The sequence below is a fragment of the Ensifer sesbaniae genome, from assembly GCF_013283665.1.
Taxonomy (GTDB): Bacteria; Pseudomonadota; Alphaproteobacteria; order Rhizobiales; family Rhizobiaceae; genus Ensifer; species Ensifer sesbaniae.
The window spans coordinates 924393-938898 of the sequence record NZ_JABEKU010000002.1 but is presented as its reverse complement, the minus strand read 5'-3'; the positions used below and the strand labels follow the sequence as shown (position 1 = coordinate 938898).

The following is a 14506-nucleotide window of genomic DNA, read 5'->3' as shown; positions in this document are numbered from 1 at the left end:
AGACCATGACCGACAACCGCGCGCCAGCCCGGCCGCCGTTTGCAGGCGATCATACAGACGCCTCGCCGGCCGCCGGCGCGGGCGGGCAGCCGGAAAAGCCGGATGCGGAAATCGTGAAGAACGAATTCCTCCGCAAGCTTGACCATCAGGAGAACATTGTCGATCGAGCTGTCAAGGAGATCGACGGGGTGGCAGACCAATTGCGACGAGCGGCGGCGACCGGTGTCAACGAAAACGAGTACCGGACCAATTCCGCTGCCCCACCCGTTCCGGGGCCAAGTGGCACGGCAGCAGGCACGGCGCCGACGAGCAACGTCACACAGCGGACATGGCCCCCGAAAACCGAGAACCCGGCCAAGATGGAAACCCTATCCGAACTGCGCAACAGGATGTCGGCCGAACAGCAACGTGCGCCGGTGGAGCAAAAGCCTGAGCCCCACGTCGAGAAGCCGATCGTCTGGCCGACGGCCGAAATGAAGGACAAGGGTTCGCCGCCGGGCATGGTCGTGATCGATGGCGATCGCGGACCGATCAAGGCGGAGGCCCGACCACCCGGCAAGGGCGGCGGTTCCCCCAACGGGACAGGCGGTGGGGGAGGCGGGGGCGCCTTTCACAAACGCCTCGGGCCAGTCGATTTCTCCGCCAGCCTGCGGGCCGGTCTCAAGGCGATCAGGCAGAACCTGATGATCGTGATGGTGTTCACGATCGCCACCAACGTCCTCGTGCTCGCGATCCCCGTCTATCTCTTCCAGATTTCGGATCGGGTTCTCACCAGCCGCTCGCTCGACACGCTGGTAATGCTGACGATCATCATCGTCGGCGCGGTCGCCCTGCAGACGGTTTTCGACGCCATTCGACGCATGATCCTGATGCGGACGGCGGTGGAGGTCGCCGCTCAGCTCGGCGCGCCGATCCTGAGTGCGGCGGCGAGGGCGGCGCTGCACAGCAATGGACGCGAATATCAGACGCTTGGCGACCTGCAGCAGCTGCGTTCGTTCCTGGTGTCGGGCACGTTGCTTTCCTTCCTCGACGCACCGATCGCACCGCTCTTCCTCGTGGCCGTGTTCCTCATTCATCCGCATCTTGGCGCGATTGTGGTTACGTCGGCATTTCTTCTTCTCATCGTCACGGTCATGAACCAGAGGGCGACTGCCCGTGCCTTCGGCGAAGCCACCAATTTCCAGACCAGGGCGAACCTGCATCTCGATTCGATGTCGCGCAACTCGCAGATCATCAATGCGCTTGCGATGATCCCCGAGGCCGTGCACATCTGGGGCAAGGACATGGCCGGCTCGCTCAAGGCGCAGGTCTTGGCGCAGGACCGCAACATCGCCTTCGCCTCGCTCTCCAAGGCCGTGCGGCTTTTGACCCAGGTGACGATGCTCGGCTGGGGCGCCCATCTCGCCATCGATGGCGCGCTCACGGGCGGGATGGTGATCGCGGCCTCAATCATCGCCGGCCGCGCGCTTGGGCCGATCGAAGGGGCAATCGAGGGGTGGAGTCAGGTTATCCAGTCGCGTGCCGCCTATTCGCGCATCGCCTCGCTGCTCCAGAGTTCGCCGCTCAATTTCGAGCGGTTGAAGCTGCCGCGTCCCGAAGGACGCCTCGACGTCGAACGTCTGCTCTTCGTTCCACAAGGCACCAAGCGTGTCGTGCTCAACGGCATCACCTTCGCACTCGAGCCGGGCGACTCGCTTGCCGTGATCGGCAGTTCCGGTGCGGGCAAGACGACACTCGGCAAGATGCTGGTCGGCTCGATCCTGCCGACATCCGGCAACGTCCGGCTCGATCTCATGGATTTGAGGAACTGGGATCAGCGTCAGTTCGGTGAAAGCATCGGCTATCTGCCGCAGGACGTGCAGCTCTTCCCGGGGACGATCAAGGCCAATATCGCCCGCATGCGCGAAGATGCGACAGACGCGGAGATCTATGCCGCCGCCAAGCTTGCGGACGTTCACGACATGATCGCCATGCTGCCGCACGGATACGAGACCGTGGTGGCGGCCGATGGTTCGCCCTTGTCGGGCGGCCAGAAGCAGCGCGTCGCACTCGCCCGTGCCTTCTTCGGCAATCCGCGCATGGTGGTGCTCGACGAGCCCAATTCCAATCTGGACACGGCCGGCGAAGCGGCGCTCACACGGGCGCTCGCCCATGCAAAGCGCGAAAAAATCACGGTCATTACCATCACCCAGAGGCCCGCGCTTCTCAACAGCGTCGACAAGGTCCTGCTGCTGGTGAACGGCGCGGTGGCGCTCTTCGGCATGCGGCAGGACGTTCTCAAGGCCCTTGCTCAGCGCGGCGTGAATACCGAAGGCAACCCGCTCGACCAGAACCAGCTTCCGTAGGCGACCATGACGGACACAGCCAAAGTTCAGGACCTGACATGGTACGCGGAGGTTCCGCGATCCATCTGGCAACACACGCTGATCGGCTTCGTGCTGATCGGTGTCACATTCGGCGGCTTCGGTGCCTGGGCCTTCACCGCACCATTGGCGGCGGCGATCATCGCGCAGGGCAGTTTCGTCGCTACCGGCCAGAACAAGGTGATCCAGCATTTCGAAGGCGGGATCATCAAGGAAATCCTGGTCAGCGAGGGCGATCATGTCACGGCGGACCAGCCGCTGGTCCGTCTCGACGAGACGGCCGCGCTCGCCAACGAGCGCCAGTTCTTCCTGCGACGGGCAAGGCTTGAGGCGATCGTCGCCCGCCTCAGTGCGCAGGCGCATGGCCTCAAGGAGATCGCATTGCCCGATGTTCTGACATCGCATCTGAACGATGATCCGGAAATCGCGCCGATCGTGCAAAGCCAGCAGCTCAATTTCCAGACTTGGAGAAGCAAGCTCGATAGCGATATCGGCCTGCTGAAACGCAACATCGAGAGCCTGGAATTCCGGTCCGAAGGCTTCCAGGAGCAGTTGAAGGCGGTTCGTGAGCAGCGCGCGCTTCTCAACGAGGAATACGCCGGCAAGAAAGTGCTGCTGGCGAAAGACCTGATCCGCAAGACGGAGATCAAGACCATCCAGCGGGCGATCGCCGATGCCGAAGGCCAGATCGGCCGACTGATGTCGGAAGTCTCCGAAACGGGTGCACAGATCCTGAAGCAGGAGCAGCAAGTCAACCAGACGGAAGAGAGCTACAAGGAGGCGGCGCTCGACGAGTTGCAGAAAGCTGAAGCCGAACTGGACACAGTGCGCGAGCAGTTGCGCGGGGCTACCAATGTGCTGCGCCGTGCCACGATCAACGCCCCGGTGACCGGTACGGTCATCAGGATGCATTATCACACATCAGGCGGCGTCATCGAAAGCGGCAAGCCGATCATGGAAATCCTGCCGGCCGACGTGCCTCTCATCATCGAGGCGCAGGTGCTGCGCACCGAGATCGACAATATCAAGGTCGGCGAGAAGGCAACCGTGCGACTGACGGCGCTGAATCAACGCACGACGCCAGTTCTCAACGGGCAGGTCTTCTATGTGTCTGCCGACGCCTTGCCCGTGCAGACGCAGGACGGGACGCGCGAGGTTTACCTCGCCCGTGTCAGCCTGCCGGCCAGTGAACTCGCACGGGTCCATAACTTTGCCGTGACGCCGGGCATGCCGGCCGAAATCCTCATCCAGACGGCCGAGCGGACCTTCTTCGATTATCTTACGAAACCGATCCGCGATAGCATGGCCCGCGCCTTCATGGAAAACTGATCGGGGCCTTTCGACGCTCGTTCGGAGCGTGCCAATCGCTTGGGACCCTCACGCTGGATTGCTGACGGAACGGGGGAGGAGCCTGTTCCCCTCTGAGCTTCAATTCGCCGCGAAGCAATAGAAGAGGCCCTCGCCACCCGTACCCTTGAAGGCTTCGACGGTGCAGCCTCCGCGCGTCACATGCGAGGCGTTCCAGGATTTCGCTTCGGCGGAATCGTTCAGGCCCATACGGTCGCTGTGGCCGACGATCGCCGCCCCGTCCGCGCCGCCCATCGTCCAGTTGCCGCAGGTGTCCGCTGCCGCGGTGCCATCCGGTTTGGAGCCGGTCAGAATGTCATGGCGGTTGGGTGTGTCGCCACGCCCGTTGATGACCTCGCCCTTCTCGTTGAGCGCGGTCTGTTTGGTGAGGTTGTTCTTGTCGCTGTGGAGGGAGGCAACGTCGTCGGCGATCTTCTCGCCCTTGGCATTGTACCATGGGCCCTTGCCGATCCGGTCCTTGGCATTTTCGCTGTCGGTGGACAGATAGGCTTTCCACGTCTTGCCGGTCGATCCGGCCGCTTTTGCCAGGGTGTCGCAGTAGGCGTCAGCGCCCGCGAGACCGCCAAGATCACCGCCCTTTCCGGGGTTCACGCTGGTGACGAAGAAACTCATGCTGTTGTCCTGAGCATGGGCTGCTCCGGAGCAGGCCAGGACGAATGCGAGAACTGCAAGTCGGCTTCTCATGGATCTCTCTCCCATCGGTTTCAGGAAAGCCTAATGGGCGTGCTTGGCCGAGTAAAATCGAATTGGCGTGATGAAGGGACGCGCGCGGGTCATCGGGCAACGGGCAAGGCACCCGTTGCGCGCAGGACGCATGGCTGGCTTGCGAAATCCCCGCTACGATTTCGGCGCGATCGCTATATATTCAAAAACATCGAAGCGATGCTCCTCCTCCCGCAGAGCTTCGACAGGCGAACGACTTTCTCCTCCTCCCAAAGGTCGTTTGCGAGATCAGCGCCACTCCTCCTCCCAGGCTGCTGATCAATCTTTCAAGAGCCTGCCGCTCCTCCCGCGGCGGGCTCTTTTGTTTTTCGCCGGATGGAAACCTCAGCCTTCGCACATGCACCGGCAGCGACGGCGGGTGTATGGCGCGCTCAAACTCTGCGGAACAAAGCGCCGGCTGGACGGTTAAATCCGAAGGAGGTTCCAATGGCTATCCGGCACTTGAAAACCCATGTGGAACTGAAATCACCGCGATGGGCGTTTCACCACGGCGCCGGGCATATCCGGCGGGCAGAAGGCGGTGATGCGGGCGGCCGAGCGACGGCGGAAGAACCGCGGGCGCAGGTTGTCGACGCGGGCGACGGCGGTCTGGTAGCCCCCGATCTCGATGCCACCCTTGAACCCGATCGCAGCCACCAACCGTCTCCGCACGACTACAGCCGTCCGGCGGTCAAGCTTGGCAAGCTGGTTTCTGTCCAGGATATGCGTGACGAGGACTGCTCCGGCGGGCCGGTCTGGTTGGCCGTGCTCGGCGATAATACCAGCGACGCGATGCGACAGTTCATCGGCCTGGTGCTCGCCTTCATCTTCCTGTCAGCAGTCTTCTTCTGGTTCCTGACATAGGGCGATGAAAGCGTGCGGGCGACATTGCCCGATCTCTGCAGTGCCGCGACGGTTGACGAGGGAAGGCCGAACCCTAGATAACCGGCGACACCCCGCCCTTCCAACGCCAGCGAGCTCATCATGTACTATAGAACCTTCGGCCGCAGCGGCCTTCGCATATCCGAAATCGGCTATGGTGCCTGGGGCATCGGCAAGAGCCATTGGCGGGGCGCGAGCGACGACGAATCCGCCCGGGCCCTGAACCGCGCAGTCGATCTGGGCGTGAACTTCATCGACACCGCACTCGGCTACGGCCAGGGGCACAGCGAGAAGCTGATCGGGGCTTTGCTGCGTGAGCGGTCGGAGACGATCCATGTCGCCACCAAGATTCCACCGAAGAACATGCAATGGCCTGCCCGCGCCGGCACGCCGGCAGAGCAGACCTTTCCTGCCGATCATGTGATCGCCTGTACCGAGATGAGCTTGCGCAATCTCGGTGTCGAGACGATTGACGTCCAGCAGTTCCATGTCTGGTCCGATGAATGGGTCGGCCGTGGCGACTGGCTGGAGGGGGTCGAGCGCCTGAAGCGCGACGGCAAGATCCGCTACTTCGGCGTCTCGATCAACGACTATGAGCCCGACAATGCCCTGAGGCTGATCGAGACCGGCGTGGTCGACAGCGTGCAGGTGATCTACAACATCTTCGAGCAGGCGCCGGAGGAAAAGCTGCTGCCCGCATGCCTCGAACACAAGGTCGGCGTCATCGTTCGCGTGGCGCTGGACGAAGGCGGCCTGACCGGCCAGATCCGCGCCGACACCGTCTTCCCCGAAGGGGATTTTCGCGAGGCCTACTTCCGGGGCGAGCGCAAGCGCGAGGTGGAGGAGCGCACGCAGAAGATCGTCGAAGACCTGGAGATCGCGCCCGATGCGCTCGCCGAAACGGCGCTGCGCTTCGTTCTCAGCCACCCCGCGGTATCGACCGTCATTCCCGGCATGCGCTCGGTGCGCAATGTCGAGCGCAACTGCGCCATCGGCGACGGCTTGGGCTTGCCGGATGCTCAGCGCGCAAAGCTGAGCGCCCATCGCTGGCGGCGCAACTTCTACCGGGATTGAGCGGCCCGTTTCGCCCGCTTAGCCTGGAGAATTGGCCCTGCAGCTGGATCGATCTTGGTTGGGCTTGCCGATTTCTCGTCGCACCTGCGCGCAACTCGACCGCCTGCACCGTTCTCGCGCGCCCTATCGGGACACGACGCCGCCTGCGCGATATGCTGAAGGCATGAGGCTTGCGGATTTACCGGAATGAGCTCTGGCCATCGCGAGGGAGCCGCATCGGCCGTGCTCCGTTGGAGGAAAGGCAATGTCGGAAACAGTCAATGTCCGCTACATGGTCGACGACGTAGAGGCGGCGATCGCGTGGTACACGACCCATCTCGGCTTTTCGGTTCTGTCGAGTCATGCGCCGGCCTTCGCGGATGTCCGGCGCGGTGCACTGCGGCTCCTGCTCAGCGGGCCGACGAGTTCGGCGGGCAGGCCGATGCCGGATGGCCAGAAGCCGGGGCCCGGCGGCTGGAGCCGCATCCATCTGATCGTCGATGACCTCAAGGCCGAAGTGGAACGGCTGCGCCACGCCGGCGTCACGTTTCGCAATGACATCGTCACCGGTCCCGGAGGGGCGCAGATCCTGCTGGTCGACCCCTCCGGAAATGTCGTCGAACTGTTTCAGCCAGCGGGCCGATGACTTTCGCGCCCTACAGCGCCGCGCGTCTTATCAGACGCGCAAAGGGCGCTGTAGGACTTTGATTTGCTGCATGTCTTCGTCCTTAAATCGAGGTCGATTTAAGGAGACATGCAGTAGGCACGTTCGTCGATGCCACGCGTACCGCTGGGGCGCGAGAGGTGGGGCGGGTCTCAGCCGGCGCTGGTGTCGACCACTTCGAAATCGTGCGTGATCGTCGCGGTCTTGGCGAGCATGGCCGAGGCCGAGCAGTATTTTTCGATCGAGAGCGAGATCGCGCGTTCGACCTTGTTGACCGCCAGCCCGCGCCCCTTGACGATGAAGTGCATGTGAATGCGGGTGAAGACGCGGGGTTCGGTCTCGGCGCGATCCGCATCGAGTTCCACGACGCAGTCCTCGACCGGCTCGCGGCCCTTTTGGAGGATATGGACGACATCATAGGCCGAGCAGCCGCCCGTGCCGATCAGCACCATCTCCATGGGGCTCGGCCCCGGTGTGCGCCCCTCTTCACCGAAGGCGGTTCCCAATACGACTTTGTGGCCGCTTCCAGACTCTCCGACGAAGGTCCGGTCTTCCACCCATTTGACGCGTGCTTTCATGTGTCTCGTCCCGTTGCAGCAAATGCCCGGATCATGGACCAGGAGGTCGATGATCCCCAGTTCACATAACGTCTCGAAGGGTTTTCGCAAATGGCCCGCCTCCGCTAAAATGGAGCCTGTGTTCATTTGCACGCGAAACAGGGCGAGGATCAGTGGGATGAACGAGACGACCGGAAAATCGGCTGACAGTTCCGGCGCGGTGGTCCATCCGCCGATCGCCTGGGTGTTGGCGGTTGGTGGCGGCTTCGTGCTTGACCGCCTCTACCCGCTGCCGTTCGTGCCCGACGCGGTGCCCGGTGTTGTGGTCGGTGGCATCGTCTTTGTCGCCGGTCTGGCGCTGCTGGTCTGGTCAGCCGTGACCTTCGGCCGGGCGGGAACCCAGATCCAGATCGACCGGCCGACCACCACGATCGTTGAATCCGGGCCTTACCGCTTTACGCGCAACCCGATCTATACGGGCATGTTCCTCGGCTTGATCGGCTTTTCCATCGTCTTCGACAGCCTGTGGCTGCTGATCCTGCTGGTCCCCTTCTACCTTGTCATCCGCTATGGCGTTGTCGCCCGCGAGGAAGCCTATCTCGAGCGTAAGTTCGGTGACGTCTATCGCGCTTACAAGGGACGCGTCAGGCGCTGGCTCTAGATCACGACGATCAGTGAAGCGGGAGGGATGCGGGCGGAACCGCACGCACTTTCCTCATCCCGCTCGAGCGTGAACCAGGTACGGAGAGCTAGAAACCGCCCGGAGGGCTTCGGCCAGTCGCTCGACGTCGCCAGGCAGCAGCCCGGCAATGTTGATGCGACCGTTCGCGGTTCCATAGACGCTGAAATCCTCACGGAGCCGGCCCATCTGGCGCTGGTCGAGGGGCAGCAGCGAGAACATGCCTTTTTGACGGCGCAATGCCTGGAACGTCTCCGGAGCGCCGCAGCGAGCGAGCGCTGCGGTGAGGTCGCGGCGGACCTCGGCGACGCGCCGGCGGCTTGCTTCCAGTTCGGAAAGCCACATTCCGGGGCTCTCGAAAAGGTGCGCGGCAATGGCGGCGCCGTGCTCCGGCGGCATGGAATAGTTGGCTCGCGTGATCCTCTCCAGCGTGGCGCGAATGTTGCCGAGCAGGTTTCGCTCTGGCGCGATCACCATCGCTGCACCGGTCCGTTCGCAATAAAGGCCCATGTTCTTGGAGCAGCTTGCCGCAACGAGCATCGTGTCGAGTTCTTGAGCGAAATGGCGCAGGCCCGCGGCATCCTGTTCGATCCCGTCGCCGAAGCCCTGATAGGCCATGTCGATAAGGGGGATCAGTCCTCTCTCCTTGCAGAGCATGGCAAGCCGGCGCCACTGCCCTGATGTCGGGTCGATACCGGTCGGATTGTGGCAGCAGCCGTGGAGAAGAACCACGTCACCCCGGCTGGCTTCCTCGAGATCCGCGACGACCGCGTCGAGGTCGAGGCCGGTCTCGTTCTCCTGCCAGCGGAATGCCCGCACGGTCAGGCCAGCAGCGGCCATGATCGGGCGGTGGTTTACATAACCGGGATTGGTGTTCCAGACCGTCGCGCGCGGCGAGACGAGAGCGATGAAATCGGCGAGGATTCGAAGCGCGCCGGTGCCGCCGACCGTCTGGATCGTGCATTGACGGTCGAGCGCCTCGGCCTCGTCACCGAGAAGGAGTCTCGACATTCCATCGTTGAACGCCAGGTTCCCGGAAAGCGCCCTGTAGGATTTGGAGGCAGCGGCGGAAGCGAGGCGCGCCTCAGCATCCTGCACGGCTTGCATTACCGGAGTTTGGCCCGAAGCGTCGCGATAGACCCCGACGACGAGGTCGATCTTGTCGGTGCGACGATCCTGCCGGAACGCGCTGATGAGCGCCCACAATGGATCGGGGTCGGCGATTGGCAGAGCAGCGAGCATGCTTGGGTTCCTGTCGTTCTTGAAACTAATGGCGGTTTGCCAGGATCACGCCCGTGGTGATGACCAGGATGCCGATGGCGGTCGCGAGCGCGAGGGCCTCGCCGAGGATCGGAATGGCCATCAGGCTGGCAAGCGCCGGTGCGAGTGAGCCGAGCGTCGCGCTTCTGGCAGCGCCGAGCCGCGAAATCGCGAAGGCGTAGCCGACGGTCGAGACGAGACCGACGCCGAGCCCCTGGACCAGAATGAAGGGCAGGGCCTGGTGCCAGGAAAATTGCCCGATTTGCGTCGTGACGGCGCCCGTGAGCAGCAGCGGGGCGAGGATGACGAGCGAGCCTATGGAGAGCAGCAGACCGTTGCTGATCGCATCCACGCCGGTGCGGCGAAGGCCGATCGTATAGGCGCCCCAGAAAAGGCTCGCGATCAGCAGCAGGCCGACGCCGCTGAGCGTCTCGGTCGTTACCGCATGCTGCTGCCCGGCGACGATGCCGATGACGCCGGCGAGGATCAGCGCCAGCGGCAGCCAGCGCTTCCTCGCAACGCCCTTTCGCTCGAGCAGAAAGGCGAGCAAGGCAACGGAAAGCGGCGTCGTTCCGGCAACCAGCGCGCCGACATGGGCCGCGGATGTCGCCTTGGCACCCTCGGAGACGACGAAGAAGAACGGCACGCCGCCGAGCAAGACCAGGGACGCATCCCGTAGCTCGACCTTGCGAAGCGCGGAGAGCCGCTGGGGAATGGCCGGCAGCAAAGCGATGATGGGGATCGCGAAGCGGATGACGGCGACGTCGGCGGTGGCGAGCGGCGATGCCCCGATCGCCCGCATGGTCAGCGCAAAACCTGCCCAGACCAAGACGACGATAGAGAGCACGACGTAGCCGGTTGCCGTCGGTGTCAGCCATCCGGTTCTCGGTTGCTGGAAATCTGACGTCACATCGGTCATGCGGGGCCTCGCTGTCTGGATGGCTCACATGATATGCTTCTCGGGCAGTCGATTTCTTGCTATTTCACTGGCCTAGCACATGGATATTGGCAGAATCTGCCAACGGGGAGGGGTGAATGGACGAAAAGGACAGGCAGATCATCTGGGCGCTGCAGAAGGACGGCCGCCTTTCCAATCAGGACCTTTCCGAGAAGGTCGCGCTGTCGCCGTCGCCGTGCCTCAGGCGGCTGCGTTTGCTCGAAGAGGCGAAGATCATCAAGGGCTATACGGCGATCGTCGACGAGGAGGCCTATGGTCTGCCGATCACGGCCTTCGTCCGCATCCGCCTGGAGCGCCATTCCGAAGCCTCCGTCGCCGCCTTCGAACGCAAGGTAAGAACGATCGACAACATCCAGGATTGTTACGTCATGACCGGCGAGGCGGATTATCTGCTGCGTGTCCTGGTGACAAGCCTCAAGGACTACGAACAGTTCGTCCGCACGCAGTTGCACAATATCGAGGGCATTGCGGCGATCGATACGAGCTTTGCCTATGGCACGGTCAAGCGCGCGACCGTCTTTCCGCGTCTGTGAGCGGCCAGCGAGTGCCGGGCCTCGTCACGCCGCCCAACGTCGGAAGATGACGCTGGCGTTGACGCCACCGAACCCGAAGCCGTTGGAGATGGCATGATCGAGCGGCATCTTTCGTGCCGCCCCGGAGACGATGTCGATGCCATCGGCAGCCGGATCCGGCGTTTCGAGGTTGAGCGTCGGCGGCACCGTCTGGTCGCGCAGCGCAAGCACGGTAAAGACTGCCTCCAGACCACCGGCTGCACCCAGCAGATGTCCGGTCGCGGATTTCGTCGCGCTGACGGCGATTTCTCCGTTGCGGCCGAAGACCGATTTGATCGCCTCGATTTCGCCCCTGTCGCCGACGGGCGTCGAGGTCGCATGGGCATTGAGGTGACGGATATCGCCTGGCCGAAGGCCGGCCTGGGCGATGGCGATCTCCATAGCCCGTCGGGCTCCCGCACCGTCCTCCGGGCCCGAGGTGATGTGGTGGGCATCCGCCGTCGTGCCGTAGCCGACGAGTTCGGCGATCGGCGTCGCGCCGCGCGCCAATGCGTGCTCCAGCGCCTCGATCACGACGATGCCGGCGCCTTCACCCATGACGAAACCGTCACGATCGATATCGAACGGCCGCGAGGCGCGATGAGGCGTCTCGTTGAATCCGGTCGACAGGGAGCGGGCGGCGGCGAAACCGCCGAGGCTGATGGTGTTGATGCAGGCTTCCGCCCCGCCGCAGATCGCGATATCCGCCTCGTGCGCGCGGATCATCCGGGCCGCGTCGCCGATGGCCTGGACACCTGCGGCGCAGGCGGTCACCGGCGCGCCGATCGGCCCTTTGAAACCGTGACGGATCGAAACCTGGCCGGCGGCGAGGTTCACGAGAAACGAGGGTACGGTGAAGGGCGAGAGCCGCCGCACGCCGCGCTGGTCGACCGTGCGGACCGCCTCCGAGATTGCCGGGAAGCCGCCGATGCCGGACGCGATCACCGTGGCCGTGCGCTGCTGTTCGGTCGCACTTGCAGGCTTCCAGCCGGACTGCTCGATTGCCTCTTCCGCCGCCGCCAGCGCCAGCAGGATGAAGCGGTCCATCTTGCGCTGGTCCTTCGGCGGAACGATCCGATCGGGATCGAAGCCAGCCTCCGCGTCGTCGGCAGGCGTAGGCACCGTCCCGGCGATCTTGCTGCCAAGGTCGGCGACGACCTCATCCGGCAGACGCCGAAGCCCCGAGTGTCCGGCAAGAAGCCGCGACCAGCTTGCCTCTACGCCCGCTGCCAAAGGGCTGATGGCCCCCATTCCTGTTACGACGATGCGACGCATCGATTCTCCTGACCTGGGTTTACGCAACCCGAACGGAAAACCATTCGTGTTGTTCTGAAATTGCTCTGGTTTGCGGGCCGCAACGAGCGTGCAGCAGCGCGGACGTCCCTTTTGATCTGCTCTCAGCGTGGGCGCTCGATGGCGATCGCGGTGGCCTCACCGCCGCCGATACAGAGGGCCGCGACGCCTTTCGAAAGCCCCCGTCGCGCCAAGGCGTGAAGCAGGGTCACGATCAGCCGCGCGCCGGTGGCACCGATCGGGTGGCCGAGCGCGCAGGCGCCGCCATTGACGTTCAGCCGGTCGCGGGCGATGCCAAGGTCCTTGGCCGCGGCCATGGCGACGACGGCGAAGGCTTCGTTGATTTCGAACAGATCAACGTCATCGACGCTCCAGCCGGTCTTTTCCAATAGCTTGCGGATCGCGGGAACAGGCGCCGTGGTGTACCAGGCGGGTTCCTGACTGTGCGTCGCATGCGCCCTGATTTCAGCGAGAATCGGCATGCCTTCGCGCTCGGCGATCGAGCGGCGGGTCAGGACGAGAGCGGCCGCGCCATCGGCATTGGCCGACGCGCTGGCGGCCGTGATCGTGCCGTTGGCGCGAAAGGCGGGTTTCAAGTTCGGGATCTTTTCGGGCGACACTTTCAGCGGATGTTCGTCGCTAGCGATGACCTTGTCTGCCCCCTTGGCAGCGACGGTGATCGGTGCGATCTCGTCGGCAAAGGCCCCCGTTTCGATCGCGGCACGGGCGCGTGTCAGCGTCTCCACCGCATAGGCGTCCTGATCGGCGCGGCTGAACCCATAGGCCTCGGCCGCCGCCTCGCCGAAATCGCCCATCGGGCGGCCGGGCTCATAGGCATCTTCCAAGCCATCGAGCATCATATGGTCGAAGATCCGGTCATGCCCGGCGCGATAGCCGGCCCGCGCCTTGGGGAGCAGATAGGGCGCGTTCGACATCGACTCCATGCCGCCGGCGACCGCGACATCGATCGGTCCGGCGAGAATGAGATCATGCGCCAGCATTGTCGCCTTCATGCCGGAACCGCAGACCTTGTTGATCGTGGTGGCGCCGACGGAATCGGGCAGGCCGGCGCTGCGGGCTGCCTGCCTTGCCGGTGCCTGTCCCTGGCCGGCGGGAAGCACACAACCCATCAACACCTCGTCCGGCCGATCGGGAGGGAGCTGTGCCCGTTCGAGTGCCGCGCGGATGACGTGGGCGCCAAGCGCGCTCGCCTGGGCCGGTGCCAGATCGCCAAGAAAGCGGCCAAGCGGCGTGCGCACCGCCGATACGATGACGATCGGATCAATGGGACTGGACATGTCGAAACCTTTCCGGCTGGAAAATGACGGTGCGGTTCCCGCCGCTCACCGAGGCAGATGTTGGGAGGCGTCCCCGGTAAACGGTTCCGGATACAGATGGTCCGCGGCCGCTTTGAGGAACCGATTGGAGAGTTGCTCGTCGTCGACGGCCCGAGACAGCATCAGCGCACCGACCATGGTCGAGAGCGCGACGATCGATTGGTCACGTACCTCGTGCCCCGGCGCAGGTGTCATCATGCCATCGAGAATATCGAGATGGCTTTCGACGCCGGCCTCGAAAACCTGGCGAAGGGCCTTGCCGCGGCGGGCAGCCTCCGGCGCGAGCGCTGCCAAGGCGCATCCCTCCGCCTTTTCGTGGCGATGCGCATCCGACAGGTAGAAGCGGAGCAGGGCGCGAAGCGGCTTGCCGGCCGCTTTGGAAACGACCCCGGCCCAGTTCGCGACGCCCTTCTCCAAGGCCTTGGAGGAGGCCTGAACGATGAGGTCGTCCTTGGATTCGAATTGCTTGTAGAAGCCGCCTTGGGTCAGGCCGGCGCCCTTCATCAGGTCGTTCAGGCCGATGCCGTCGAAGCCTCTCTCCCGAAAGAGGCGACTGGCGACGTCGATGACCGTTCGGCGGTTTTCCTCCGCCTGTGCGCGGCTCACTCTCATTGCCTGCTCCCGTCAAGGAAATGCGAACAGTGAGGTTATATTGTGATCACCATCTATTCGTCAAGTATAGATGGTGATCGAAATCTTAGTGGCCGCTTGAGTGGCCACGACGTGCAAGCTCCAGGCGCCTAGCCGCACACCGGTCGTCGCCTTCTGATGGCAGATTGTTGCCGCCCATGCCGCGCAGTCCGTCGGCTACGCCTCGCAAGCCGCCTTCAGCATCGCGT

General features: G+C 63.8%; 14 protein-coding genes. 7 read left to right on the top strand and 7 right to left on the bottom strand.

Annotated elements, in window-relative coordinates:
• The first annotated feature begins 5 nt into the window (after positions 1–5).
• Together BHMPCIPO_RS22030 and BHMPCIPO_RS22025 are read left to right on the top strand one after the other, a co-directional pair.
• A complete protein-coding gene (locus tag BHMPCIPO_RS22030) occupies positions 6–2345 on the top strand; it encodes a type I secretion system permease/ATPase (protein WP_173518956.1) in 2340 nt (779 codons plus the stop codon).
• Between the two features lie 6 nt (positions 2346–2351).
• A complete protein-coding gene (locus tag BHMPCIPO_RS22025) occupies positions 2352–3692 on the top strand; it encodes an HlyD family type I secretion periplasmic adaptor subunit (protein WP_173518955.1) in 1341 nt (446 codons plus the stop codon).
• 99 nt (positions 3693–3791) lie between these two features.
• Here BHMPCIPO_RS22025 and BHMPCIPO_RS22020 read toward each other — a convergent pair whose 3' ends face one another.
• The gene (locus BHMPCIPO_RS22020; RefSeq protein WP_173518954.1) at positions 3792–4415 is read right to left on the bottom strand and encodes a hypothetical protein; all 624 of its coding nucleotides are present in this window, start codon (positions 4413–4415) and stop codon (positions 3792–3794) included.
• 465 nt (positions 4416–4880) lie between these two features.
• Here BHMPCIPO_RS22020 and BHMPCIPO_RS22015 point away from each other — a divergent pair, with 465 nt between their 5' ends.
• The 3 genes from BHMPCIPO_RS22015 (at position 4881) to BHMPCIPO_RS22005 (ending at position 7014) form a co-directional block, all read left to right on the top strand.
• Positions 4881–5297 carry a hypothetical protein gene (locus BHMPCIPO_RS22015; RefSeq protein WP_173518953.1) on the top strand — a complete coding sequence of 139 codons (417 nt, stop codon included), beginning with the start codon at positions 4881–4883 and terminating at the stop codon, positions 5295–5297.
• Between the two features lie 120 nt (positions 5298–5417).
• Positions 5418–6389: an aldo/keto reductase gene (locus BHMPCIPO_RS22010; RefSeq protein ID WP_173518952.1), complete on the top strand. Its 972-nt coding sequence runs from the start codon at positions 5418–5420 to the stop codon at positions 6387–6389.
• 244 nt (positions 6390–6633) lie between these two features.
• Positions 6634–7014, top strand: coding sequence for a VOC family protein (locus BHMPCIPO_RS22005; protein ID WP_173518951.1), 381 nt, complete (start codon positions 6634–6636; stop codon positions 7012–7014).
• Between the two features lie 170 nt (positions 7015–7184).
• Here the strand turns inward: BHMPCIPO_RS22005 and BHMPCIPO_RS22000 are convergent, their stop codons facing one another.
• Entirely contained in the window at positions 7185–7610 is a 426-nt protein-coding gene (locus BHMPCIPO_RS22000) for an OsmC family protein (protein ID WP_173518950.1), read from the bottom strand.
• A 157-nt stretch (positions 7611–7767) separates the two neighbouring features.
• Between BHMPCIPO_RS22000 and BHMPCIPO_RS21995 the strand changes: the two genes are divergently transcribed.
• A complete protein-coding gene (locus BHMPCIPO_RS21995; RefSeq protein WP_173518949.1) occupies positions 7768–8250 on the top strand; it encodes a methyltransferase family protein in 483 nt (160 codons plus the stop codon).
• 54 nt (positions 8251–8304) lie between these two features.
• Here the strand turns inward: BHMPCIPO_RS21995 and BHMPCIPO_RS21990 are convergent, their stop codons facing one another.
• Together BHMPCIPO_RS21990 and BHMPCIPO_RS21985 are read right to left on the bottom strand one after the other, a co-directional pair.
• Entirely contained in the window at positions 8305–9510 is a 1206-nt protein-coding gene (locus BHMPCIPO_RS21990; RefSeq protein WP_173518948.1) for an aromatic amino acid transaminase, read from the bottom strand.
• A 25-nt stretch (positions 9511–9535) separates the two neighbouring features.
• Complete coding sequence (locus BHMPCIPO_RS21985) at positions 9536–10447, bottom strand: DMT family transporter (protein ID WP_173518947.1); 912 nt, start codon at positions 10445–10447, stop codon at positions 9536–9538.
• Positions 10448–10563: 116 nt separating this feature from the next.
• Between BHMPCIPO_RS21985 and BHMPCIPO_RS21980 the strand changes: the two genes are divergently transcribed.
• Positions 10564–11019 carry an Lrp/AsnC family transcriptional regulator gene (locus BHMPCIPO_RS21980; RefSeq protein WP_173518946.1) on the top strand — a complete coding sequence of 152 codons (456 nt, stop codon included), beginning with the start codon at positions 10564–10566 and terminating at the stop codon, positions 11017–11019.
• 24 nt (positions 11020–11043) lie between these two features.
• Here the strand turns inward: BHMPCIPO_RS21980 and fabF are convergent, their stop codons facing one another.
• From fabF to BHMPCIPO_RS21965, 3 genes are all read right to left on the bottom strand, one after another.
• The gene (gene fabF, locus BHMPCIPO_RS21975) at positions 11044–12312 is read right to left on the bottom strand and encodes a beta-ketoacyl-ACP synthase II (protein WP_173518945.1); all 1269 of its coding nucleotides are present in this window, start codon (positions 12310–12312) and stop codon (positions 11044–11046) included.
• A 122-nt stretch (positions 12313–12434) separates the two neighbouring features.
• Positions 12435–13628, bottom strand: a complete 1194-nt coding sequence (locus BHMPCIPO_RS21970; RefSeq protein WP_173518944.1) for an acetyl-CoA C-acyltransferase — start codon at positions 13626–13628, stop codon at positions 12435–12437.
• 45 nt (positions 13629–13673) lie between these two features.
• A complete protein-coding gene (locus BHMPCIPO_RS21965) occupies positions 13674–14279 on the bottom strand; it encodes a TetR/AcrR family transcriptional regulator (RefSeq protein WP_173518943.1) in 606 nt (201 codons plus the stop codon).
• Positions 14280–14506 lie beyond the last annotated feature (227 nt).

Bases quoted from the DNA above. Each gene is read 5' to 3' on its own strand.
- BHMPCIPO_RS22030 (WP_173518956.1), top strand. From the start codon at position 6: ATGACCGACAACCGCGCGCCAGCCCGGCCGCCGTTTGCAGGCGATCAT.
- BHMPCIPO_RS22025 (WP_173518955.1), top strand. From the start codon at position 2,352: ATGACGGACACAGCCAAAGTTCAGGACCTGACATGGTACGCGGAGGTT.
- BHMPCIPO_RS22020 (WP_173518954.1), bottom strand. From the start codon at position 4,415: ATGAGAAGCCGACTTGCAGTTCTCGCATTCGTCCTGGCCTGCTCCGGA.
- BHMPCIPO_RS22015 (WP_173518953.1), top strand. From the start codon at position 4,881: ATGGCTATCCGGCACTTGAAAACCCATGTGGAACTGAAATCACCGCGA.
- BHMPCIPO_RS22010 (WP_173518952.1), top strand. From the start codon at position 5,418: ATGTACTATAGAACCTTCGGCCGCAGCGGCCTTCGCATATCCGAAATC.
- BHMPCIPO_RS22005 (WP_173518951.1), top strand. From the start codon at position 6,634: ATGTCGGAAACAGTCAATGTCCGCTACATGGTCGACGACGTAGAGGCG.
- BHMPCIPO_RS22000 (WP_173518950.1), bottom strand. From the start codon at position 7,610: ATGAAAGCACGCGTCAAATGGGTGGAAGACCGGACCTTCGTCGGAGAG.
- BHMPCIPO_RS21995 (WP_173518949.1), top strand. From the start codon at position 7,768: ATGAACGAGACGACCGGAAAATCGGCTGACAGTTCCGGCGCGGTGGTC.
- BHMPCIPO_RS21990 (WP_173518948.1), bottom strand. From the start codon at position 9,510: ATGCTCGCTGCTCTGCCAATCGCCGACCCCGATCCATTGTGGGCGCTC.
- BHMPCIPO_RS21985 (WP_173518947.1), bottom strand. From the start codon at position 10,447: ATGACCGATGTGACGTCAGATTTCCAGCAACCGAGAACCGGATGGCTG.
- BHMPCIPO_RS21980 (WP_173518946.1), top strand. From the start codon at position 10,564: ATGGACGAAAAGGACAGGCAGATCATCTGGGCGCTGCAGAAGGACGGC.
- fabF (WP_173518945.1), bottom strand. From the start codon at position 12,312: ATGCGTCGCATCGTCGTAACAGGAATGGGGGCCATCAGCCCTTTGGCA.
- BHMPCIPO_RS21970 (WP_173518944.1), bottom strand. From the start codon at position 13,628: ATGTCCAGTCCCATTGATCCGATCGTCATCGTATCGGCGGTGCGCACG.
- BHMPCIPO_RS21965 (WP_173518943.1), bottom strand. From the start codon at position 14,279: ATGAGAGTGAGCCGCGCACAGGCGGAGGAAAACCGCCGAACGGTCATC.